Genomic DNA, 18694 nt, shown 5'->3' on the forward strand with positions numbered 1-18694 from the left:
TCAGCGTTGGTGCAGGGGTAACCACAGCACCAGTCGCAACCCGCCGAGCGGGCTGTCTTCCGCTTTCACCCAGCCGCGGTGCTGATTGACTGCCGCTTCTACGATCGCCAAACCCAATCCTGTCCCACCGGATGCGCGATCGCGTGCTTCGTCGGTACGATAAAATGGCCGGAATATTTGCTCGCGATCTTCCGTACTGACACCAGGACCATCGTCGTCAACCACAATGGTGATGCCCTGGTTGTCCGCGCTGAAGGCTACCGCAATGTGAGTGTTTGAGTAGCGCAGGGCGTTACGCACGATGTTTTCCAGCGCGCTGTCGAGCGCACCCGCATTGCCGAACAGCGTCCACGGGCCGGGAGGGGAAGTGACCTCCAGCTGTTTACCCATTTGTTCAGCTTCAAAACCAGCATCATCCAGTACGTCAGCCCAAAGCTCGTTGGCCAGCAACCGCTCACGCACCAGCTCGCTTTTTTGTTGCCCGCGCGACAGCACCAACAGATCGTTGATCATTGAGTCGAGGCGCTGTGCTTCGGTTTCGATACGTGCCAGCTCATGCCCTTCGCCGTGGCGGCGGCGCATCAATGCGGTAGCCAACTGTAGGCGGGTCAGCGGTGTACGCAGCTCATGTGAGATGTCAGAGATAAGCCGTTGCTGCGCGGTCATCATCCGTTCCAGTGCACTGACCATTTGGTTGAAGCTGGCACCGGTTGCCAGAAATTCTTGCGGCCCGGCCTCCAGTTCTGGGTGCTGTTTCAGGTTGCCTCGTGCAACATCATCGGCAGCATTCTTCAGTTTACGCGCCGGCTTTGCCAGGCTCCAGGCTAGCCACAGCAGCAGTGGGGCGCTGATTAACATGGTGACGATCAGCAGCAGCAGCGGCCGGTCGAACATCAGGTTGATAAAATCGGATTGCGGGCTGTTGGCGGGGCGGATCAGGTACAGCTGGTAATTGTCTTCACCGTCGCGAACGGAAAACGGACCAACCAGCTCAACGCGGCCGTATTTTTTCTTCTTGGGATGATCGGAATTATCAGACTGGCCAATAAAATTACGCACCAATTGCATTTCGTTGCGCTGCATGTTGCCAATCACCCGGCCTTCGCTGGTAACCAGAATGAGGCGCTGCCCAGGCGGGGCCCATTTTTCAATGGCACGGAATAAGCGGCGCCACCACATCAGATCGTTGGCCGGATCGTTTTGCAACTCGGCCTCGACATGTTGTTCCAGCATTAGCCCCTGCCGCTGCTCGCTGTCCAGCAGCGAGGTCATTTGGCGGGAGTCGAGCTTGGGCACCATCAACACCAACATCAGCACCAGAGCTAATGTGAACCAAAAAATGGCGAAGATGCGTGCCGTCAAACTGTTGATCATGTTGCTGATACCATTAAATAACCCCGTCCGCGCAAGGTTTTGAACCACGGATGGCCATCTTTGCGGTTCGGGAGTTTACGTCGCAAGTTGGAGATATGCATGTCGATGGCGCGGTCGAAAGGCGTCAGTCGTTTGCCCAATACTTCCTGGCTCAGCAGTTCACGAGAGACCACCTGGCCGAGATGCTGTGCCAGCAGGTACAACAGGGTAAATTCGGTGCCGGTAAGATCCAGCGTTTGACCGTCAAAGCTGGCTTCCTGGCGGCCTGGGTTGAGCTGCAAACCGTCAACGTCCAGCGTGGGTGCGCCGGTATCGACATTTTGCTGCTGTTCGCTCCAGTTGGATCGGCGCAGAATCGCACGAATACGCGCGACCAGCTCACGATCGTTAAACGGTTTTGGCAAGTAGTCATCGGCACCCAGTTCCAGACCCAACACGCGGTCCAATTCGCTGCCGCGTGCGGTCAGCATAATGACGGGTGTCTGGTGGTGCTGACGCAACTCTTTTAACGTATCGATACCGTTCTTCTTTGGCATCATGATGTCGAGCAACAGCAGATCAATGGAGCTGTCCAGAAGCGACAACGCCTGTTCACCATCGTAGGCTACGACGATAGTAAAACCTTCCATTTCAAGAAGTTCTTTTAACAGCGAGGTCAACTCGCGGTCGTCGTCAACTAACAGAATTTTGTTCATTGTATTTTTTCCTCCTGACGCAAAATACGTCATCAACTGTTGGCATTCCATGACTTTACGTAGTTTTACATGCACTGACGCATGTTTGCAGGTGCAGCAGTACACTGCTCCTCGTTGATTCGCAAAGTGAGAAAGCACGAGGAGTTAAAATGCGTAAGGTGACCGCATTAGTTATGGCATCAATGCTGGCAATAGGTTCTACCGCTGCGTTCGCTGCTGACACTACATCGGAAACTGTACCGACTCCCGGAAATGATGCGATGACCAGAGCGCCTGGCCAGCACCACATGTTTGACGGTGTTAGCCTGACTGAACAGCAGCGGCAGCAAATGCGCGATTTAATGCGCCAAGCGCGCCACGATCTGCCTGGTGTCAATGTAGCTGAAATGGAAGCTATGCATAAACTGGTAACCGCAGACAAATTTGATGAAGCCGCCGTGTATGCCCAGGCGGAAGAGATGGCTCAGCAACAGGTTAAGCGCCAGGTCGAAATGGCCAGAGTACGCAACCAAATGTATAACCTACTGACGCCACAGCAAAAAAGTGTTTTAGACCAGAAGCATCAGCAGCGTATGCAGCAGATGGAGCAACAAATTTCTGGTTTGCAGCAAACTTCTGCCCAGAAGTTAAGTATGACTGAGTAGTCCCCTGTTTTTCCTTGCCATAGACACCATCCCTGTCTTCCCCCGCCATGATGGCGGGGTTTTTTTTGTCTGGCTTTTGTGTTGTGCCCCGCCCCTCTTTACCGCTCTCGGGTTTATCGCAGATTTGATATTGATCACAGGTTTTCATTGAAATCACGAATAGAACTCGCGAGTTGGTCCGCAACAGTTAATAATTGAATACCTTCAAAAACAGTGGGAGAATTAAACACTCCCATTATGTGAATTACATCAGTATGTACATCTCGCGTATTTTATTTTTTAAATGGTTAACTCCTCCCATATTGGAAGCGTGCTAACTGTTTCAGTTGTTGACTATTTTTTTGTGTTGAATTTTTTTGATCTGGGCAAGTTATAAAATCAAAAGATAATATGGAAAATCATTAGTAATGAAATTATCAGATCTGATAAATAAAGATAATAACAATTTAGATATATTTAGACTGATCGCTGCCTTAATGGTGATTTATGGTCATGCTTATGCAATATCACCACAAGAAGGAAAAAGTGATTTTATTTTAAACTGGATTGGGTTTGATTATTCGGGTTCTTTAGCTGTAAAGATTTTCTTTTTCTTGAGTGGGCTTGTTGTAACCAATAGTTTGATGGCGAATAAGAGTGTTGTGAAGTTTTTCATATCGCGAATTTTTCGTATATGGCCTGCATTAATAGTAACCTTGGTTGTTTCTTCTTTTATATTAGGTCCGTTAATAACAAAAAATAATATAAGTGACTACTTTTCGAATAAGGAAGTTTATAGTTACATTTACAATAATGTAATGCTAAGAACGCAGTTTTCACTTCCGGGTCTATTTTCTGAAAATCATAACCATGTGGTTAATGGATCTTTATGGACTATACCTTATGAAGTTGGGGCTTATCTTATTTTAATTTCTCTTTTTATGCTCGGAGTTATGAAAAGTAGAGCTTTCGCTAGTCTATTGTTTGTTTTAATTGTTGTTGAGCCATTATTGGGGAATAATTTAATATTTACTTGGATTCCATCGGCAAATAGAGAAATATCCATGTTGGCTCCGTGCTTCGCTTTCGGTGCGATGTTGGCTATTTGGAAGGATAAAACCACCATTAATCTATATTCATTTTTAGGTGTGTGGATATTATTCTATTTCTTCAGAGGCTCGCCAGTATCATTTTATTTTCTCTACGTGGCTGTTTTTATCAGTATCGTCTATCTTTCCAGCATACCAGTTCTGGTTCGTGCCAAACTTCCATTCGATATTTCTTATGGGGTCTATCTTTGGGCTTGGCCGGTGCAACAGATGGTCGCACAGTTTTTACATGGTCAGGGAATATTGGTTAATCAGATTGTATCATCGGTTATTGCTATTATTTTAGGGGTGTTGTCATGGTATCTCGTCGAGAAAAAATTCATTAGAGTTGGTGCTCGTTTGGGCCGACGACTAACTGATAAATATCATGCTCCCATTCAATATAGCCAAACAGTAATAGAGAAATAAAAAATCAATATCACCATCTCTAACATGAGGTGGTGATAAACAGTTTTGGCATGCGCCAGCGTGTCCTATCGCCTATCAATAATCCACCCACGACTGGCCTGTGCTAATCATTTGGTAAACCTCATTTTTGCGTTGTGGAGAAATTATTAAGCCGTCAGCATGTTTGCCTGGCATTCCGTTATACTGACCTCCTCAAGGTTTAGTTTGGGTGGGTTATGGAACCGCAATATGCGCGTTTGGTGAAGTCTGCCGCGCTAGCTGCCACCGCGTTGGCCTCAATACTGTTGCTGATCAAAATTATTGCCTGGTACCACACCGGTTCGGTGAGTCTGTTAGCGGCTTTGGTGGACTCGCTGGTGGATATTGCCGCGTCATTGACCAACTTGTTGGTGGTGCGCTACTCGCTGCAGCCGGCCGATGAAGAACATACCTTCGGGCACGGCAAGGCAGAATCATTGGCCGCGCTGGCACAAAGCATGTTTATTTCTGGCTCGGCGCTGTTCCTGTTTCTGACGGGCTTCCAGCATCTTTATTCACCTGAAACGCTGCGCGACCCTGGCATAGGTATTGTGGTTACGGTTGTTGCGTTGTTTAGCACTCTGTTGCTGGTCACCTATCAGCGTTGGGTGGTCAGAAAAACGCGCAGTCAGGCTGTGCGAGCAGATATGCTTCATTATCAGTCAGATGTCATGATGAATGGTGCTATTCTTATCGCGCTTGCGCTAAGCTGGTATGGTTTCCAACGGGCGGATGCATTGTTTGCATTGGGAATTGGCGTTTACATTCTTTACAGCGCGCTGCGGATGGGTAATGAGGCTGTGCAATCGCTGCTGGACAGGGCATTGCCGGACGAAGAACGCCAGGCCATTATTGAGGTGGTTTCCTCTTGGCCAGGGGTGAAAGGCGCACACGATTTACGCACCCGCCAATCCGGCCCGACACGTTTTATTCAGTTGCACCTGGAGATGGACGATGGGCTGCCGCTGATGCAGGCGCATATCCTGGCCGAGCAAGTAGAGCAGGCGTTGCTGCATCGTTTCCCAGGGGCGGATATTCTCATCCACCAGGATCCTTGTTCTGTGGTGCCAGCGGGCCAGCAGGGGCGTTGGGAGCTATAATCAGTACAGGGACGGTGAGATTGCATTGCGCGCAAAGAGTGGCGTTAGCTCAGCGTGCCATGACAGTTTTTTACCGCAATATTGCGTGACTTGAATCAATTCAGCTGGGTGTTTTTGCTATAATATCCAGCAATAAAGCCGTAAAGCTGGTTTTCTGTAGCCTGAGTGGTTCCAAGACAATCGGCGAATACAGAATTCTTAAGAAATTGCATCTACAGTTCAGAGGTAGTCATGATCAAGAAAATCGGTGTACTGACGAGTGGCGGTGATTCGCCGGGTATGAACGCTGCGATCCGTGGCGTTGTGCGTGCTGCACTTTCGGAAGGTCTGGAAGTTTTTGGTATTTACGATGGCTACCTTGGCTTGTACGAAGACCGCATGGAACAATTGGACCGTTACAGCGTGTCCGATATGATCAATCGCGGCGGCACTTTCCTCGGCTCAGCCCGCTTCCCAGAATTCAGAGACGACAGCGTACGCGCCAAGGCGATTGAAAACCTGCAAAACCGCGGCATTGATGCGCTGGTGGTTATTGGCGGTGACGGTTCCTATATGGGTGCCAAACGCCTGACGGAAGAAGGGTTCCCTTGTATCGGCTTGCCAGGCACCATCGATAACGACGTGGCCGGTACCGACTACACCATCGGTTTCTTCACCGCGCTTGAAACCGTCGTGGAAGCCATTGACCGCCTGCGTGACACCTCGTCTTCTCATCAGCGTATCTCCATCGTTGAAGTGATGGGCCGCTACTGCGGCGATCTGACCCTGGCGGCAGCCATTGCCGGTGGTTGTGAATTTATCGTGTTGCCTGAAACCGAATTCAACCGTGAAGACCTGGTTTGCGAAATCAAGGCCGGGATCGCCAAAGGCAAGAAACACGCGATCGTGGCGATCACGGAGCACATTTGCGATATCGATGAGCTGGCTCGTCATATCGAACAGGAAACCAAACGTGAAACCCGAGCCACGGTGCTGGGCCATATTCAGCGTGGCGGTTCTCCCGTTGCTTACGACCGTATTCTTGCCTCTCGCATGGGCGCTTACGCTATCGAACTGCTGCTGCAGGGCTACGGCGGGCGTTGCGTCGGTATCCAAAACGAGAAGATGGTGCACCATGACATCATCGATGCGATCGAAAATATGAAGCGTCCGTTCAAGGGCGACTGGCTGGAAACAGCGAAAAAACTGTATTGATCCCGTCTTAATCCGGGCAATAGAAGCCTCCGCATGCGGAGGCTTTTTTTATGTCTTTGTGGTTATATTCCAGAATCGTATAGCCCAACATTTTTTATTCTTTAATTGGTGGGAAAGTTTCTGGCAGGCTCTGATGCTAAATCAACCGATTGAGGTTGCGATTATTTTCCTGGGAGAGCGAGTCAATGCGTAAATGGGGTGTAGGTCTGACAATCATGTTACTGGCGTCCGGTGCCATGGCGAAAGATATCCAATTGCTGAACGTTTCATATGACCCGACACGTGAGTTTTATCAGGAATATAACACCGCATTCGGCAAATATTGGCAGCAGCAGACTGGGGATAACGTGACGGTGCGGCAGTCGCACGGCGGCTCAGGTAAGCAAGCGACGTCGGTGATCAACGGCATTGAGGCCGACGTAGTGACACTGGCGTTGGCCTACGATGTGGATGCTATCGCTGAGCGAGGCCGCATCGATAAAGAGTGGATCAAACGCCTGCCAGACAACTCGGCACCTTATACCTCGACCATTGTGTTTCTGGTGCGCAAAGGAAACCCAAAACAAATTCATGACTGGCCGGATTTGATCAAACCAGGCGTGTCGGTGATTACACCGAACCCGAAAACCTCCGGCGGGGCGCGCTGGAATTACCTGGCAGCCTGGGGTTATGCGTTGCATCAAAACAATAACGATCAGGCCAAGGCACAGGCGTTCGTTAAGGACCTGTATAAAAACGTTGAAGTACTGGATTCCGGTGCGCGTGGCTCAACCAATACCTTCGTGGAACGCGGAATCGGTGATGTGCTGATCGCTTGGGAAAATGAAGCGTTGTTGGCAGAAAAAGAGCTGGGTAAAGACAAATTTGAAATTATCACCCCGAGTGAATCGATTTTGGCCGAGCCAACCGTTTCTGTGGTAGATAAGGTGGTTGATAAGCGTGGTACCCGCGATGTGGCTACTGCTTATCTGAAGTATCTGTATACGCCGGAAGGGCAGACTATTGCGGCGAAAAACTACTATCGCCCACGTGATGCGTCAGTGGCCGCCAAGTTTGCCGAGCAATTCCCGAAACTGAAGCTTTTCACCGTGGATGACACTTTTGGCGGTTGGACACAGGCGCAGAAGGTGCATTTCGCGACGGGTGGCGTGTTTGATGAGATCAGCAAACGCTGAGCGTGAATGAGCCACAATGACAAAACCCCGGCAAGCCGGGGTTTTGTCATTTATCAGCCGAGTGAACTCAGGCTTTTTTAGCGGCAGCAGCGGCTTTGACGATCACAGCGAAAGCATCGGCTTTCAGTGATGCGCCGCCAACCAGCGCGCCATCGATGTCTGGCTGGGTGAACAGCTCGGCGGCATTCTTATCGTTCACAGAACCACCGTACTGGATGATCACTTCTGCAGCGACGGCAGCGTCCTGTTTAGCGATGTGATCACGGATAAATTTGTGTACGGCTTGTGCCTGCGCTGGGGTAGCAGACTTGCCGGTACCGATGGCCCAAATAGGTTCGTAAGCGATAACTGCGCCTTTGAACGCTTCAGCACCCTGGGTTTTCAGCACGGCGTCAATCTGGCGTGCGCAAACCTCTTCGGTTTTACCCGCTTCGTTTTCTGCGTCAGTTTCACCGATGCACAGTACAGGGATCAGACCGGCAGTTTTCAGTACGGCAAATTTCTCGGCGATCGCAGCATCGGTTTCTTTGTGGTAAGTGCGACGCTCAGAGTGGCCGATGATGATGTATTGCGCGCCAATATCTTTCAGCATGTCAGCGGAAACTTCACCGGTGAATGCGCCAGACAGGTTGACGTCAACGTTTTGTGCGCCCAGAGCAATGCGGCTACCAGCCAGCGCGTGTTTGGCTTGGTCCAGGTACATGACTGGCGGTGCGATAGCAACGCCACAACCGTCAACGCTGCTCAGTTCATTGCGCAGAGCGGCAATCAGTTCGTTAACCATGTGAGTGCTGCCGTTGAGCTTCCAGTTACCCATAACTAATGGATGACGCATGTTTTTTCCTCCAACAAGGGAACGCGAGAGTCGAAATAACCACTGCCGGACCGGCAGTTTACCTGCCCAACAGTATAGAGATGATTAAGCACGAAGGCTTTGCTTTTCGTCATTAAATAGCCCGCTGTTATGGCTCGGATAACGTCAGCTTAACCGGTTCAACAGCGAAAGTTACCCCTTTATCGCCGTTGTCTGACACAACATAACGGATCGCACCGACCTGCTGTTGGTAAAAGCGTGAACCTTTGCCTTTTTCCAGCAGGGTGGCCACTTTGTTCAGGCTTTGATCCACCGTGAGTGCCGTTTCAAACTGGCGCATCAGCGCGGCCATATAGCTAATAGCAATGGTGCGAGCGGTTTTTTCTTCGCCGGCCTGTTGCAGCGGCAGGTGGGTGATTTGTAGCGTTTTGATTTTGCCGGTGCCTTTTTCCAGTGCGGTAGAGGCGTAGAGATTTTCGTTCAACTTGCTGGCGGCGCGCGTCAGCAGCGGGGTGTCGTCTTCGGCCGTTGCGATAGCGCGAAACTCACCGATCGGTAATTTCGGGTTGTCGCGATTATACTTTTCGCGGAATTCCACCACCGTCAGATCAAACGTCGGCGCCCCGGCGAGCAGGTACGGCGCGGTAGGCGACGCACTGACGGCGGCATCCGGCGGATCGGCCCAGGCGCTGTTGATACTCAATAACAGGCAGGCGATGGCGATGGTTTTTCTCAACATGGTATACACGGCATCAAGAACAAAGATGGCTCCGATTAAAGCGATAACCGAGGGGGATTGTCAAAGATCCCGTGCCATTATCGCTTGCTGGCAGGAAAGCTGTGCGTTACTCCGCGTAATGCAGGGCGGAAACCTTCGCCATGCCGCGCCTATGTTACACTGCACGGCAGATTATGGGCAGGCTAACAACGCAGGATTCAATGACAATACAACAGTGGTGCTTTTCGTTTAAAGGCCGAATTGGGCGGCGTGACTTCTGGATTTGGATAGTGCTGTGGCTGGTACTGATGGCGGTGGCTTTTTCTCTTGCCAGCCGTGAGCTCGTGGATATCCAGACCATTGCCTTCTTTATCGTCGGGCTGCTATGGCCAACGGCGGCGGTGTTAGTGAAGCGGCTGCATGACCGTAATAAAGCCGGTTGGTGGGCGCTGTTGCTGATCGTCGCCTGGTTGCTGGCGGCCGGAAACTGGCAGATGCTGGCACCGGTTTGGCAGTGGGGGGTAGGGCGTTTTATCCCGACGTTGATCATTGTGATGATGATGATCGATTTGGGCGCGTTTGTCGGCACGCCCGAGGATAACCGTTTTGGCCCACCGGCCAAGCCAGTGAAGTTCAGCGCAGACTGAGGACACGGGTTACCAGTAATGTTCGCTGGTGATATGGCCTGGCTTGCGGCGCAGATGCTTGCGCATCTGCCGCTGATCTTTCAGCGTCTGCTGGGTATCCCGCACCATTTGCGGGTTACCGCACAACATGACGTGGTCCGTTTCAGCATTGATCGTCAACCCTACCGCGGCTTCCAATCGGCCATCCTCAATCAACGCCGGCACACGGCCCGTCAGTGAGCCGGCGACTTCCTCACGGCTTACGACAGTCTGAATGCGCAGTTTGCCGTTGTAGCGCTGTTGCAGCTGTTGCATCAGCGGCAGGTAACTGAGATCGCGTGCAAAGCGGGTGGCATGCACCAGTACCAGATTCTTGAAACGTTCCAGGTCTTTACCCTCCTGCAGGATGGATAGGTATGGGCCGATAGCCGTACCCGTTGCCAGCATCCACAGGGTGTCGCATTCCGGCACTTCGTCCAGCACGAAAAATCCGGCAGCGTCTTTGGTGATCATCACTTCCGACCCCGGCTGTAGCTGATTGAGACGTGGGCTCAGTTTGCCTTCCGGCACGGTGACCAGGTAAAACTCCAGGTTCGGATCGCTGGGGGCGTTGACATAGGAATAGGCGCGTTGCACGCGCTCGCCGTCAATTTCTAGCGCCAATTTGGCAAATTGCCCTGCGATGAAGGGGGCAATGGGGGCGTGGACGGTAATACTGAACAACCCGTCGGTCCACTGTGTGACTTGCGTAACCTTGCCATTAACCCAGTCAGCCATACTCTAAAGCTCCAATGGTCGAATCAAATAAGCGCAATGTCGTGAGCCGGAAATGGCATGTGCGGTACGCTCTATGCGATAGCTGTGACCGAATAGGCGGTGAAACAACTGTAGTTCCGAGTCGCATAGGCTGCTGCAAGCGGTGGCTGCTACGCCAATAGGGCAGTGGTTTTCTACCAGTAGCATACCCTGCGGATGTTCAAACAGTTCGGCCATATAACCATCGTGTTGCCGCAGGCGCACGAGCCGGTTGAGTTTAGCCTGATGGCAAGCCTCCTCGGACAGTTCTTCGGCATAACGCTGATAAAGCTTATCTTCACGTACACTGAGTAACTGTTCTACCCCTTCAGCGCCAAACAGCTGATTCGCAGAATCCAGTAGCGCCGCCGCCAATGTATTGTGGCAATCGGCGAACTGGGCATGACCCTGATGGGTCAGCGACCAGTAGCGCGTAGGGCGACCCACTTTAGTGCGTGCCTCTTCGTAGCAAACCAACTCACGTTTTTCCAGGGATTGCAGATGCTGACGGATGCCCATGGGGGTGATATCCAGACGCTCAGCCAACATTTTGGCGGAATGCGGCCCCAAGGTTTTTAACTGCAATAAAATCAGCTCTGGTGTCTTCATTAACCCAATCCCTATGGCGTTATTTTATTTCAAGATGATGAAAATAATTATCGATTAAATGCTAAAGGTAAACTACTGAAAGTTTGCCATTGTTAACTCTTAAGCGTTAGACGTACAGTTTAATTTACGTGGCTGGTTGCCTTTGCTGCCACTGTGACCAAGATCAATATTTGCCTGAAACTCGCTAAAAAAATTAAATTTGTTAGCTTATGCCGCCATAGAGGGCTGCTCGCCGTTCTGGCCGAATTTCGAGCCAGAACGGGACGCTGTGACGAGTTAATACGTTAACGAAGATAATGAGAAAAATAGAAAACTTTCACCTGCTGGTGATGCTTACCCTGTTGGTGGCTGTCGGTCAGATGGCACAAACCATTTATGTTCCCGTTGTTGCTGATATTGCCAAAGATCTGTCGGTGCGTTCAGGTGCAGTACAGCGCGTGATGGCGGCATATCTGATGACCTATGGCTTCTCGCAACTGATTTACGGCCCGCTGTCTGACCGTATTGGCCGCCGCCCGGTGATCCTGGCTGGGATGATGATTTTCATGATCGGTGCCCTGGGCGCATTGTTGTCCAACAGCCTGACGATGCTGGTTGCTGCCAGTGCTATTCAGGGGATGGGTACCGGCGTGGCTGGAGTGATGGCACGTACCATGCCACGTGACCTGTATGCTGGCACATCACTGCGATACGCCAACAGCCTGCTTAACATGGGTATCCTGGTGAGCCCACTGCTGGCGCCGATCATCGGTGGGGCATTGGCGATGGTCTTTGGTTGGCGTGCCTGTTATGCCTTCCTGCTGGTGCTGTGTACCGGTGTCGCTTTTGCCATGTTTCGCTGGCTGTCGGAAACTCGACCGCAGCAGACCGAAAAGCGGCGAATGCTGGCGAGTTTCCGCAAGTTGTTGGGCGATAGCACCTTCAGTTGTTATTTGGTGATGCTGATCGGTGCACTGGCGGGGATTGCCGTGTTTGAAGCCAGCTGTGGCGTGCTGATGGGGGGCGTGTTGGGCTTGAGCGGTCTGACCGTCAGTATTCTGTTTATCCTGCCTATACCGGCGGCATTTTTTGGTGCCTGGTACGCCGGTCGAGACGGCAAGACCTTCCACAGTCTGGTGTGGTACTCCGTCATCAGTTGCCTGTTGGCAGGTCTGATGATGTGGATCCCCGGGTGGTTTGGCGTGATGAATATCTGGACGCTGATTGTGCCGGCTGCATTGTTCTTTTTCGGTGCCGGCATGATGTTCCCGCTGGCCACGACGGGTGCGATGGAACCTTTCCCTTATCTGGCCGGGGCCGCAGGCGCGTTGGTCGGTGGCATGCAAAATATGGGTTCTGGCCTGGCGACCTGGCTTTCTGCCATGTTGCCACAGACCGGGCAGTTCAGCCTCGGTTTGCTGATGTTTGCCATGGCACTGTTGATTCTGCTTTGCTGGTGGCCGTTGTCGAACCGAATGCAGCACCAAGGTCATACCGCATAAAACGAGCAGGGCGCCATCGGCGCCCTGTTTCATTACAGCAGGAATTCGTGCAGTGCCGGGTCTTTGCGATCCAGATAATGGGTTGAACGAATGCGGCGAATGGTGCGTGATTTACCGCGGATTAACAGCGTTTCCGTGGTGGCCATATTACCTTGACGGCTGATCCCTTCCAGTAGGTCGCCTTTGGTGATACCCGTCGCGGAGAAAATGACGTTGTCGTTGCGCGCCATGTCATCGAGCATCAACACCTTACCGGCTTCAATCCCCATCTCTTTGCAGCGTGCCAGTTCTTCTTCGCCGATGCGGCGATTCTCGGCACTTTCCCCCTTCACCTGGTGGCGTGGTAACAGCCGTGCCTGCATATCACCGTCCAGTGCGCGGATGACCGCCGCGGAAATCACCCCTTCAGGTGCGCCGCCGATGCCATACATCACGTCGACTTCGCTGTCAGGCATACAGGTCAGGATAGAGGCCGCCACGTCGCCGTCAGGGATGGCAAAGACGCGGACCCCGAGCTGTTGCATGTGCGCGATAACGCCGTCGTGTCGCGGCTTGGCCAGCACGATCACTGTCAGCTGCGACAGAGGTTTGCCCAACCGTGCCGCTACATTCTGCAGGTTCTCTGCCAGCGGCAATGTGAGATCGATGGCGCCGCGTGCTGCCGGGCCGACCACCAGCTTCTCCATGTACATGTCCGGCGCGTGCAGGAAGGTACCGCGATCGCCTACCGCCAATACCGCCAGCGCGTTGGACTGGCCCATGGCGGTCATGCGGGTGCCTTCGATCGGATCGACTGCGATGTCTACCGCGTCACCTTGGCCACTGCCGACCTGCTCACCGATATACAGCATCGGTGCTTCATCAATCTCGCCTTCGCCGATCACGATGCGGCCATCGATATCCACTTTATTGAGCATAATACGCATGGCGTTGACCGCCGCGCCGTCAGCGGCATTCTTGTCGCCGCGTCCCAGCCATTTGTAACCCGCCAGTGCGGCGGCTTCGGTCACGCGGGAAAATTCGATGGCTAATTCACGTTTCATGGCAAAACCTGTCTGTGAGAAGGAAGAAAATATCGGCAAAGTTTATCACAGGGGCTACGGGGAGGGCGGTGCAAAAAAAAACGCGCCGCCCGAAGGCAGCGCGTGATAGGGGTTAACAACGCAGAGCGACGTTAATCGTGTTCTTCCCATGCTTGTGCACGGGCAACCGCTTTTTTCCAGCCGCTGTAACGGAAGTTACGTTCGGTGGTTTCAATGCTCGGACGGAATTCGCGCTCGATAACCGCCTTGCTCTTCACCTCATCCAGGTCATTCCAATAACCGATCGCCAGACCCGCCAGGAAGGCTGCGCCCAGTGCAGTCGACTCACGCACTTCAGGACGCTCTACACGGGTGCCGAGGATGTCAGACTGGAACTGCATCAGGAAGTTGTTAGCAACGGCGCCACCGTCCACACGCAGCGATTGCAGGCGGGTGTTGGAGTCAGCCTGCATGGCATCCAGCACGTCGCGCGTTTGGTAAGCGATAGACTCCAACGTTGCACGGATGATGTGGTTGCTGTTCGCGCCGCGAGTCAGACCGAAGATTGCACCACGGGCATACGGGTCCCAATAAGGGGCGCCCAAACCGGTGAAGGCTGGCACCACGTACACGCCATTACTGTCTTTCACCTTGGTGGCAAAGTATTCGGAGTCGGCTGCATCACTGATCAATTTCAGTTCATCACGCAACCATTGAATAGACGCGCCGCCGATGAATACTGCCCCTTCCAGCGCGTAGTTCACTTCGCCGCGTGGACCGCAAGCGATAGTGGTCAGCAGGCCGTGGTTAGAACGTACCGCTTCTTTGCCGGTGTTCATCAACAGGAAGCAACCGGTGCCGTAGGTGTTTTTCGCCATGCCCGGTTGAACGCACAGTTGGCCATACAGCGCCGCCTGTTGGTCACCCGCGATGCCGGCGATTGGAATACGTGTACCGCCTTTACCCCCGATGTTGGTCTGGCCGTACACTTCCGAGGAAGGGCGGACTTTTGGCAACATGGCACGCGGGATATCCAGCGCTTCCAACATGCGCTCATCCCAGTCCAGCTCATGGATATTGAACATCATGGTACGCGAGGCGTTGGTGTAATCGGTCACATGCACCCGCCCTTGGGTCATTTTCCACACCAGCCAGGTATCGACGGTACCGAACAGCAGCTCGCCGCGTTTGGCGCGTTCACGGGCGCCTTCTACGTTATCCAGGATCCATTTAACTTTGGTGCCGGAGAAGTACGGGTCAACCACCAGGCCGGTGTTGTGACGGATGTACTCTTCCATGCCATCGCGTTTGAGCTTCTCGCAAATGTCAGCGGTACGACGGCATTGCCAGACAATGGCGTTATAAATTGGCTTACCGGTCTCTTTCTCCCAGACGATGGTGGTTTCGCGCTGGTTGGTGATGCCGATACCGGCGATTTGATCGGAATTGATGTCGGCCTTCGCCAGCACTTCTACCAGCGTTGAGCTCTGCGATGACCAAATCTCCATCGGGTCATGCTCAACCCAGCCCGCTTTCGGGTAAATCTGCGTGAACTCACGCTGGGATACCGCAACAATATTGGCATCGTGGTCTAGCACTACGGCACGTGAACTGGTGGTTCCCTGGTCGAGCGCGACAATGTATTTTTTTTCTACAGTCATGATTTTAGTCCTGCTGTTGTTAACCGTTTTAAACTGTGCCAATCACGCTTTACGCTGCTGAGCCTTGGCGGCGGGTTTTTCTTCTTCTACGCAAACGTCACACGGCAGATTGCGGCCAATGAGCATGCGGTAGCCGAAGGCACCCAGGCAGGCCCCGATGATTGGACCAAAAATTGGCACCAGGAAGTACGGAATATCACGTGCACCGGTGAAGGCCACTTTGCCCCAGCCCGCCAGATAAGCGAACATTTTAGGACCGAAGTCACGCGCCGGGTTCAGAGCAAAGCCAGTCAATGGTCCCATAGAGGCGCCGATCACGGCAATCAGAATACCAATTAACAGAGGGGCCAGTGGGCCACGCGGAATGCCGTTGCCGTCGTCGGTCAGCGCCAGGATCAGGCACATCAGAATTGCGGTAATCACGGTCTCTACCAGGAAGGCCTGGCCGACAGAAATGTGCGCGTTAGGATAAGTGGAGAAGATGCCAGCCAGGGCAAGGCTTGCATCACTGCCGCGAACCATATGATTGGCTGCTTCAAAGTCGTAGAACAGGTTGTAATACAACCCGTAGACCAAGGCTGCTGCGCAGAAGGCTCCGGCGATCTGCGCGACAATGTAAGGAAGTACTTTGCGTCCGTCAAAGCAGGCGAACAGCCACAGTGCGATGGTGACTGCCGGGTTGAGATGCGCACCGGAGATGGCAGCGGTCAGATAGATAGCCATGGCAACGCCGAGGCCCCAAATGATACTGATTTCCCATTGGCCGAAGCTGGCGCCAGCCAGTTTCAGCGCGGCAACGCAGCCTACGCCAAAGAATATCAACAGGCCGGTGCCGAGGAACTCAGCGATGCACTGGCCTTTTAGGGTCGGACTGGTGGTTTGGCTCATAATGTTGTTGTCCTGCAAAACGGCGGTTATAGGTTTATAGGCTCAGCGAGCGTATCGATTTGGCCTATGGGTACAGTTTTTTCATCTCGTCCAATTATTAATTGAGGACGTGATGTAAATTTATCGTTAACGAACATAAACGAGAAATAGCGAAATCAAAATGTGTGTGCTTCGTCATAAAATTGAGCGAATTCGCGTCGTTCTGTGTTCTTTCTGCGCCATAAAAGTGTGATCTGACCAGTGCTTTCGCCACCGATTGTTAACAAACCGATTTTGCGGGCTGCGGGTATTTTCAGTTTTTGCTGATGGCGAAGGCAGGAAAATTGCAACAGACTGCGCGATGAGCCGGATGTTGCTAGACAGTCGGGGACAGGCTACTTACAATCGTTTTTATCGAAAGAAGCGTTTTATCGGGACAGGCGCGTTATTTTCAATAAAAGCGTGTGTCACTTGGCGCGATGCATATTCGCAGCAGTTGCAACCTGAGTTGCGGCCGTTACCTATAGATGTACGCCTTGCTATCATGAGGGGACTGAAGCATGTCATTTGAAGTATTTGAGAAATTGGAATCAAAAGTTCAGCAGGCGATCGATACCATCACCCTGCTGCAGATGGAAATTGAAGAGCTGAAAGACAAAAACAATACTCTGTCTCAGGAAGTTCAGGCTGCCTCTGGCAACCACGAATCGCTGGTACGTGAAAACCAGCAACTGAAAGAAGAGCAGCACGTATGGCAAGATCGCTTGCGCGCGCTGTTGGGCAAAATGGAAGAAGTCTGATTCCGTATTGCACGATCGAAAAGGGCGCCTTAGGCGCCCTTTTTCATATCTGAAGATTACTCGATGTCGAGCGGGTCTTCAGACAGAATAATACCGGTATTGTCGGCGTACAAATGGTCACCGGAGAAGAACGTCACACCGCCAAAGTTAACGCGGATGTCGCTTTCACCAATGCTTTCACTGGCGGCGCCGACAGGAATGGCTGCCATCGCCTGAATGCCGATATCCAGTTCTTCCAAATCGTCCACCTGACGCACGGCACCGTAGACCACGATGCCTTCCCATTCGTTCTGGGTTGCCAGACGCGCCAATTCTGCATTGATCAGAGCACGGCGTACTGAGCCGCCACCGTCAATCACCAGAACGCGACCGCGCCCGTTTTCTTCAAGTAGCTCGAATAACAGGCCGTTATCCTCAAAGCATTTCACCGTAGTGATTTGCCCGCCAAATGAAGTACGCCCGCCAAAATTGGAGAATAGAGGCTCAACTACGTTCACCTCTTCATGATAGATGTCGCAAAGTTCGGAAGTATCGTATTTCATAGGATTTTACGTCTGTTTGCCGCTGGAATAACCAGTATATCCCTTTATTCGCCCTGTTGGCAAAATCATCAGTTCGATGTCTAACTGAGCACCACGCCGATAGCGAACAGCACATTGGCCAGAAGTGCTGCCTTGACCATGTGTTCCAGCATCGGCCGCATACCGGCTGGTGTTGGATCGCGCAGCACGCGCAGGCCATGGCGTACCAAGAGGGGGATCGCCAGCACAAACAGCCAGCCCCACAGGCTATGCAAATTAAGCAGTGTGAACAGCGCGAAGCAGGCTACGGCCCCGATCAGCAACGCGACGTGGTAATAGCGCGCATTCTGTGGCCCAAGGCGTACCGCCAGGGTATTTTTACCGTTGGCACGATCGCTTTCGATATCGCGCAAATTGTTGATGTTGAGCACTGCGGTTGCCAGCAGGCCGCATGCGGTGGCTGGTAGCATCACAATACTGTCAAACGTGTGGGTTTGCAGGTAGTAGGTACCCGCTACGCTCAGCCAACCGAAGAATACCAGCACCGAGATGTCGCCTAGCCCCAGATAGCCATAGGGTTTGGTACCGACGGTATAGGTAATGGCTGCGACGATAGAAAGCCCACCCAGTACCAGGAAGCCCACGACGTCGCTGGGTTGTTCACAGGCGACGGCGATCAGTGAACAGCCTGTGATGGCGATCAACACCACCGTCACCACCAGAGCGCGTTTCATCTGCGCTTGGGTGATCATGCCTTTTTGCATACCGCGTAGCGGCCCGATGCGGTCTTCTTTGTCGCTGCCTTTTACCGCATCGCCATAGTCGTTCGCCAGGTTGGAGAGAATTTGCAGTAGGCCGGCGGTCAACAAGGCCAGCAGTGCGACGCCAGGTTTCAGGCTGCCTTGCCAGGCGGCAATGGCGGAACCGACGACGATAGATGCAAAGGCCAGCGGCAAGGTGCGTGGCCGTAAACTTTCAAGCCAGGCTCTGGCCGGTGAGGTGGTTGTTGATGAGCTCATTTTTCGCTTCAGAGTAAGTGGCTGTGTCCGTTAGAAATAATTGTGGGAGGCAATGCCTCCCACAG

General features: G+C 52.5%; 19 protein-coding genes. 8 read left to right on the forward strand and 11 right to left on the reverse strand.

Features of this window, described 5'->3' with window-relative positions; translation table 11 throughout:
- Positions 1–1374, reverse strand: a complete 1374-nt coding sequence (gene cpxA / locus ACI2J2_RS23305; RefSeq protein WP_209640053.1) for an envelope stress sensor histidine kinase CpxA — start codon at positions 1372–1374, stop codon at positions 1–3.
- A complete protein-coding gene (gene cpxR, locus ACI2J2_RS23310) occupies positions 1371–2069 on the reverse strand; it encodes an envelope stress response regulator transcription factor CpxR (RefSeq protein WP_004953234.1) in 699 nt (232 codons plus the stop codon). The genes cpxA and cpxR overlap by 4 nt, the downstream gene beginning before the upstream one ends.
- Positions 2070–2218: 149 nt before the next feature.
- Here cpxR and cpxP point away from each other — a divergent pair, with 149 nt between their 5' ends.
- The 5 genes from cpxP to ACI2J2_RS23335 all read left to right on the forward strand — a co-directional run bounded on the left by cpxP (position 2219) and on the right by ACI2J2_RS23335 (position 7696).
- A complete protein-coding gene (cpxP, locus tag ACI2J2_RS23315) occupies positions 2219–2713 on the forward strand; it encodes a cell-envelope stress modulator CpxP (protein ID WP_037421671.1) in 495 nt (164 codons plus the stop codon).
- Between the two features lie 407 nt (positions 2714–3120).
- Positions 3121–4209 carry an acyltransferase family protein gene (locus ACI2J2_RS23320; RefSeq protein ID WP_404760936.1) on the forward strand — a complete coding sequence of 363 codons (1089 nt, stop codon included), beginning with the start codon at positions 3121–3123 and terminating at the stop codon, positions 4207–4209.
- A 215-nt stretch (positions 4210–4424) separates the two neighbouring features.
- Positions 4425–5327, forward strand: a complete 903-nt coding sequence (fieF, locus tag ACI2J2_RS23325) for a CDF family cation-efflux transporter FieF (RefSeq protein ID WP_209640049.1) — start codon at positions 4425–4427, stop codon at positions 5325–5327.
- A gap of 231 nt (positions 5328–5558) precedes the next feature.
- Positions 5559–6521, forward strand: coding sequence for a 6-phosphofructokinase (gene pfkA / locus ACI2J2_RS23330; protein WP_209640046.1), 963 nt, complete (start codon positions 5559–5561; stop codon positions 6519–6521).
- 185 nt (positions 6522–6706) lie between these two features.
- Positions 6707–7696, forward strand: coding sequence for a sulfate ABC transporter substrate-binding protein (locus ACI2J2_RS23335; protein WP_209640043.1), 990 nt, complete (start codon positions 6707–6709; stop codon positions 7694–7696).
- Positions 7697–7763: 67 nt separating this feature from the next.
- Here ACI2J2_RS23335 and tpiA read toward each other — a convergent pair whose 3' ends face one another.
- On the reverse strand, positions 7764–8531 hold the full coding sequence (gene tpiA / locus ACI2J2_RS23340; protein ID WP_012147479.1) for a triose-phosphate isomerase: 768 nt from the start codon (positions 8529–8531) through the stop codon (positions 7764–7766).
- A 127-nt stretch (positions 8532–8658) separates the two neighbouring features.
- Positions 8659–9249 carry a DUF1454 family protein gene (locus ACI2J2_RS23345; RefSeq protein WP_265556746.1) on the reverse strand — a complete coding sequence of 197 codons (591 nt, stop codon included), beginning with the start codon at positions 9247–9249 and terminating at the stop codon, positions 8659–8661.
- Positions 9250–9449: 200 nt separating this feature from the next.
- Between ACI2J2_RS23345 and ACI2J2_RS23350 the strand changes: the two genes are divergently transcribed.
- A complete protein-coding gene (locus tag ACI2J2_RS23350) occupies positions 9450–9875 on the forward strand; it encodes a DUF805 domain-containing protein (protein WP_404760937.1) in 426 nt (141 codons plus the stop codon).
- A 9-nt stretch (positions 9876–9884) separates the two neighbouring features.
- Here the strand turns inward: ACI2J2_RS23350 and fpr are convergent, their stop codons facing one another.
- The gene (fpr, locus tag ACI2J2_RS23355; protein WP_404760938.1) at positions 9885–10631 is read right to left on the reverse strand and encodes a ferredoxin--NADP(+) reductase; all 747 of its coding nucleotides are present in this window, start codon (positions 10629–10631) and stop codon (positions 9885–9887) included.
- A gap of 3 nt (positions 10632–10634) precedes the next feature.
- Positions 10635–11258, reverse strand: a complete 624-nt coding sequence (locus tag ACI2J2_RS23360; RefSeq protein WP_209640036.1) for a metalloregulator ArsR/SmtB family transcription factor — start codon at positions 11256–11258, stop codon at positions 10635–10637.
- 296 nt (positions 11259–11554) lie between these two features.
- Between ACI2J2_RS23360 and emrD the strand changes: the two genes are divergently transcribed.
- Positions 11555–12739: a multidrug efflux MFS transporter EmrD gene (gene emrD, locus ACI2J2_RS23365; protein ID WP_404760939.1), complete on the forward strand. Its 1185-nt coding sequence runs from the start codon at positions 11555–11557 to the stop codon at positions 12737–12739.
- 32 nt (positions 12740–12771) lie between these two features.
- On the opposite strand, the gene glpX is transcribed toward emrD, so the two are convergent.
- The 3 genes from glpX to ACI2J2_RS23380 form a co-directional block, all read right to left on the reverse strand.
- Positions 12772–13782: a class II fructose-bisphosphatase gene (gene glpX / locus ACI2J2_RS23370; protein WP_265556744.1), complete on the reverse strand. Its 1011-nt coding sequence runs from the start codon at positions 13780–13782 to the stop codon at positions 12772–12774.
- Between the two features lie 131 nt (positions 13783–13913).
- Positions 13914–15422 carry a glycerol kinase GlpK gene (gene glpK / locus ACI2J2_RS23375; RefSeq protein WP_209640029.1) on the reverse strand — a complete coding sequence of 503 codons (1509 nt, stop codon included), beginning with the start codon at positions 15420–15422 and terminating at the stop codon, positions 13914–13916.
- A gap of 42 nt (positions 15423–15464) precedes the next feature.
- Positions 15465–16310, reverse strand: a complete 846-nt coding sequence (locus ACI2J2_RS23380; protein ID WP_037425575.1) for an MIP/aquaporin family protein — start codon at positions 16308–16310, stop codon at positions 15465–15467.
- Between the two features lie 539 nt (positions 16311–16849).
- Here ACI2J2_RS23380 and zapB point away from each other — a divergent pair.
- Positions 16850–17089: a septal ring assembly protein ZapB gene (gene zapB / locus ACI2J2_RS23385; RefSeq protein ID WP_012147470.1), complete on the forward strand. Its 240-nt coding sequence runs from the start codon at positions 16850–16852 to the stop codon at positions 17087–17089.
- A 56-nt stretch (positions 17090–17145) separates the two neighbouring features.
- Here zapB and rraA read toward each other — a convergent pair whose 3' ends face one another.
- Both rraA and ACI2J2_RS23395 read right to left on the reverse strand, forming a co-directional pair.
- Positions 17146–17631 (reverse strand): ribonuclease E activity regulator RraA, encoded by a 486-nt coding sequence (gene rraA / locus ACI2J2_RS23390; RefSeq protein ID WP_020837546.1) that lies wholly within the window; start codon positions 17629–17631, stop codon positions 17146–17148.
- Between the two features lie 80 nt (positions 17632–17711).
- Entirely contained in the window at positions 17712–18629 is a 918-nt protein-coding gene (locus ACI2J2_RS23395; RefSeq protein ID WP_404760940.1) for a 1,4-dihydroxy-2-naphthoate polyprenyltransferase, read from the reverse strand.
- Positions 18630–18694 lie beyond the last annotated feature (65 nt).

Source organism: Serratia sp. NPDC087055, from assembly GCF_044900985.1.
In the GTDB taxonomy this organism is placed as follows: domain Bacteria; phylum Pseudomonadota; class Gammaproteobacteria; order Enterobacterales; family Enterobacteriaceae; genus Serratia.

Bases quoted from the DNA above. Each gene is read 5' to 3' on its own strand.
- rraA (WP_020837546.1), bottom strand. From the start codon at position 17,631: ATGAAATACGATACTTCCGAACTTTGCGACATCTATCATGAAGAGGTG.
- emrD (WP_404760939.1), top strand. From the start codon at position 11,555: ATGAGAAAAATAGAAAACTTTCACCTGCTGGTGATGCTTACCCTGTTG.
- ACI2J2_RS23350 (WP_404760937.1), top strand. From the start codon at position 9,450: ATGACAATACAACAGTGGTGCTTTTCGTTTAAAGGCCGAATTGGGCGG.
- ACI2J2_RS23335 (WP_209640043.1), top strand. From the start codon at position 6,707: ATGCGTAAATGGGGTGTAGGTCTGACAATCATGTTACTGGCGTCCGGT.
- pfkA (WP_209640046.1), top strand. From the start codon at position 5,559: ATGATCAAGAAAATCGGTGTACTGACGAGTGGCGGTGATTCGCCGGGT.
- ACI2J2_RS23395 (WP_404760940.1), bottom strand. From the start codon at position 18,629: ATGAGCTCATCAACAACCACCTCACCGGCCAGAGCCTGGCTTGAAAGT.
- cpxP (WP_037421671.1), top strand. From the start codon at position 2,219: ATGCGTAAGGTGACCGCATTAGTTATGGCATCAATGCTGGCAATAGGT.
- fieF (WP_209640049.1), top strand. From the start codon at position 4,425: ATGGAACCGCAATATGCGCGTTTGGTGAAGTCTGCCGCGCTAGCTGCC.
- tpiA (WP_012147479.1), bottom strand. From the start codon at position 8,531: ATGCGTCATCCATTAGTTATGGGTAACTGGAAGCTCAACGGCAGCACT.
- cpxR (WP_004953234.1), bottom strand. From the start codon at position 2,069: ATGAACAAAATTCTGTTAGTTGACGACGACCGCGAGTTGACCTCGCTG.
- cpxA (WP_209640053.1), bottom strand. From the start codon at position 1,374: ATGATCAACAGTTTGACGGCACGCATCTTCGCCATTTTTTGGTTCACA.
- zapB (WP_012147470.1), top strand. From the start codon at position 16,850: ATGTCATTTGAAGTATTTGAGAAATTGGAATCAAAAGTTCAGCAGGCG.
- ACI2J2_RS23380 (WP_037425575.1), bottom strand. From the start codon at position 16,310: ATGAGCCAAACCACCAGTCCGACCCTAAAAGGCCAGTGCATCGCTGAG.
- glpX (WP_265556744.1), bottom strand. From the start codon at position 13,782: ATGAAACGTGAATTAGCCATCGAATTTTCCCGCGTGACCGAAGCCGCC.
- ACI2J2_RS23360 (WP_209640036.1), bottom strand. From the start codon at position 11,258: ATGAAGACACCAGAGCTGATTTTATTGCAGTTAAAAACCTTGGGGCCG.
- ACI2J2_RS23345 (WP_265556746.1), bottom strand. From the start codon at position 9,249: ATGTTGAGAAAAACCATCGCCATCGCCTGCCTGTTATTGAGTATCAAC.
- ACI2J2_RS23320 (WP_404760936.1), top strand. From the start codon at position 3,121: ATGAAATTATCAGATCTGATAAATAAAGATAATAACAATTTAGATATA.
- glpK (WP_209640029.1), bottom strand. From the start codon at position 15,422: ATGACTGTAGAAAAAAAATACATTGTCGCGCTCGACCAGGGAACCACC.
- fpr (WP_404760938.1), bottom strand. From the start codon at position 10,631: ATGGCTGACTGGGTTAATGGCAAGGTTACGCAAGTCACACAGTGGACC.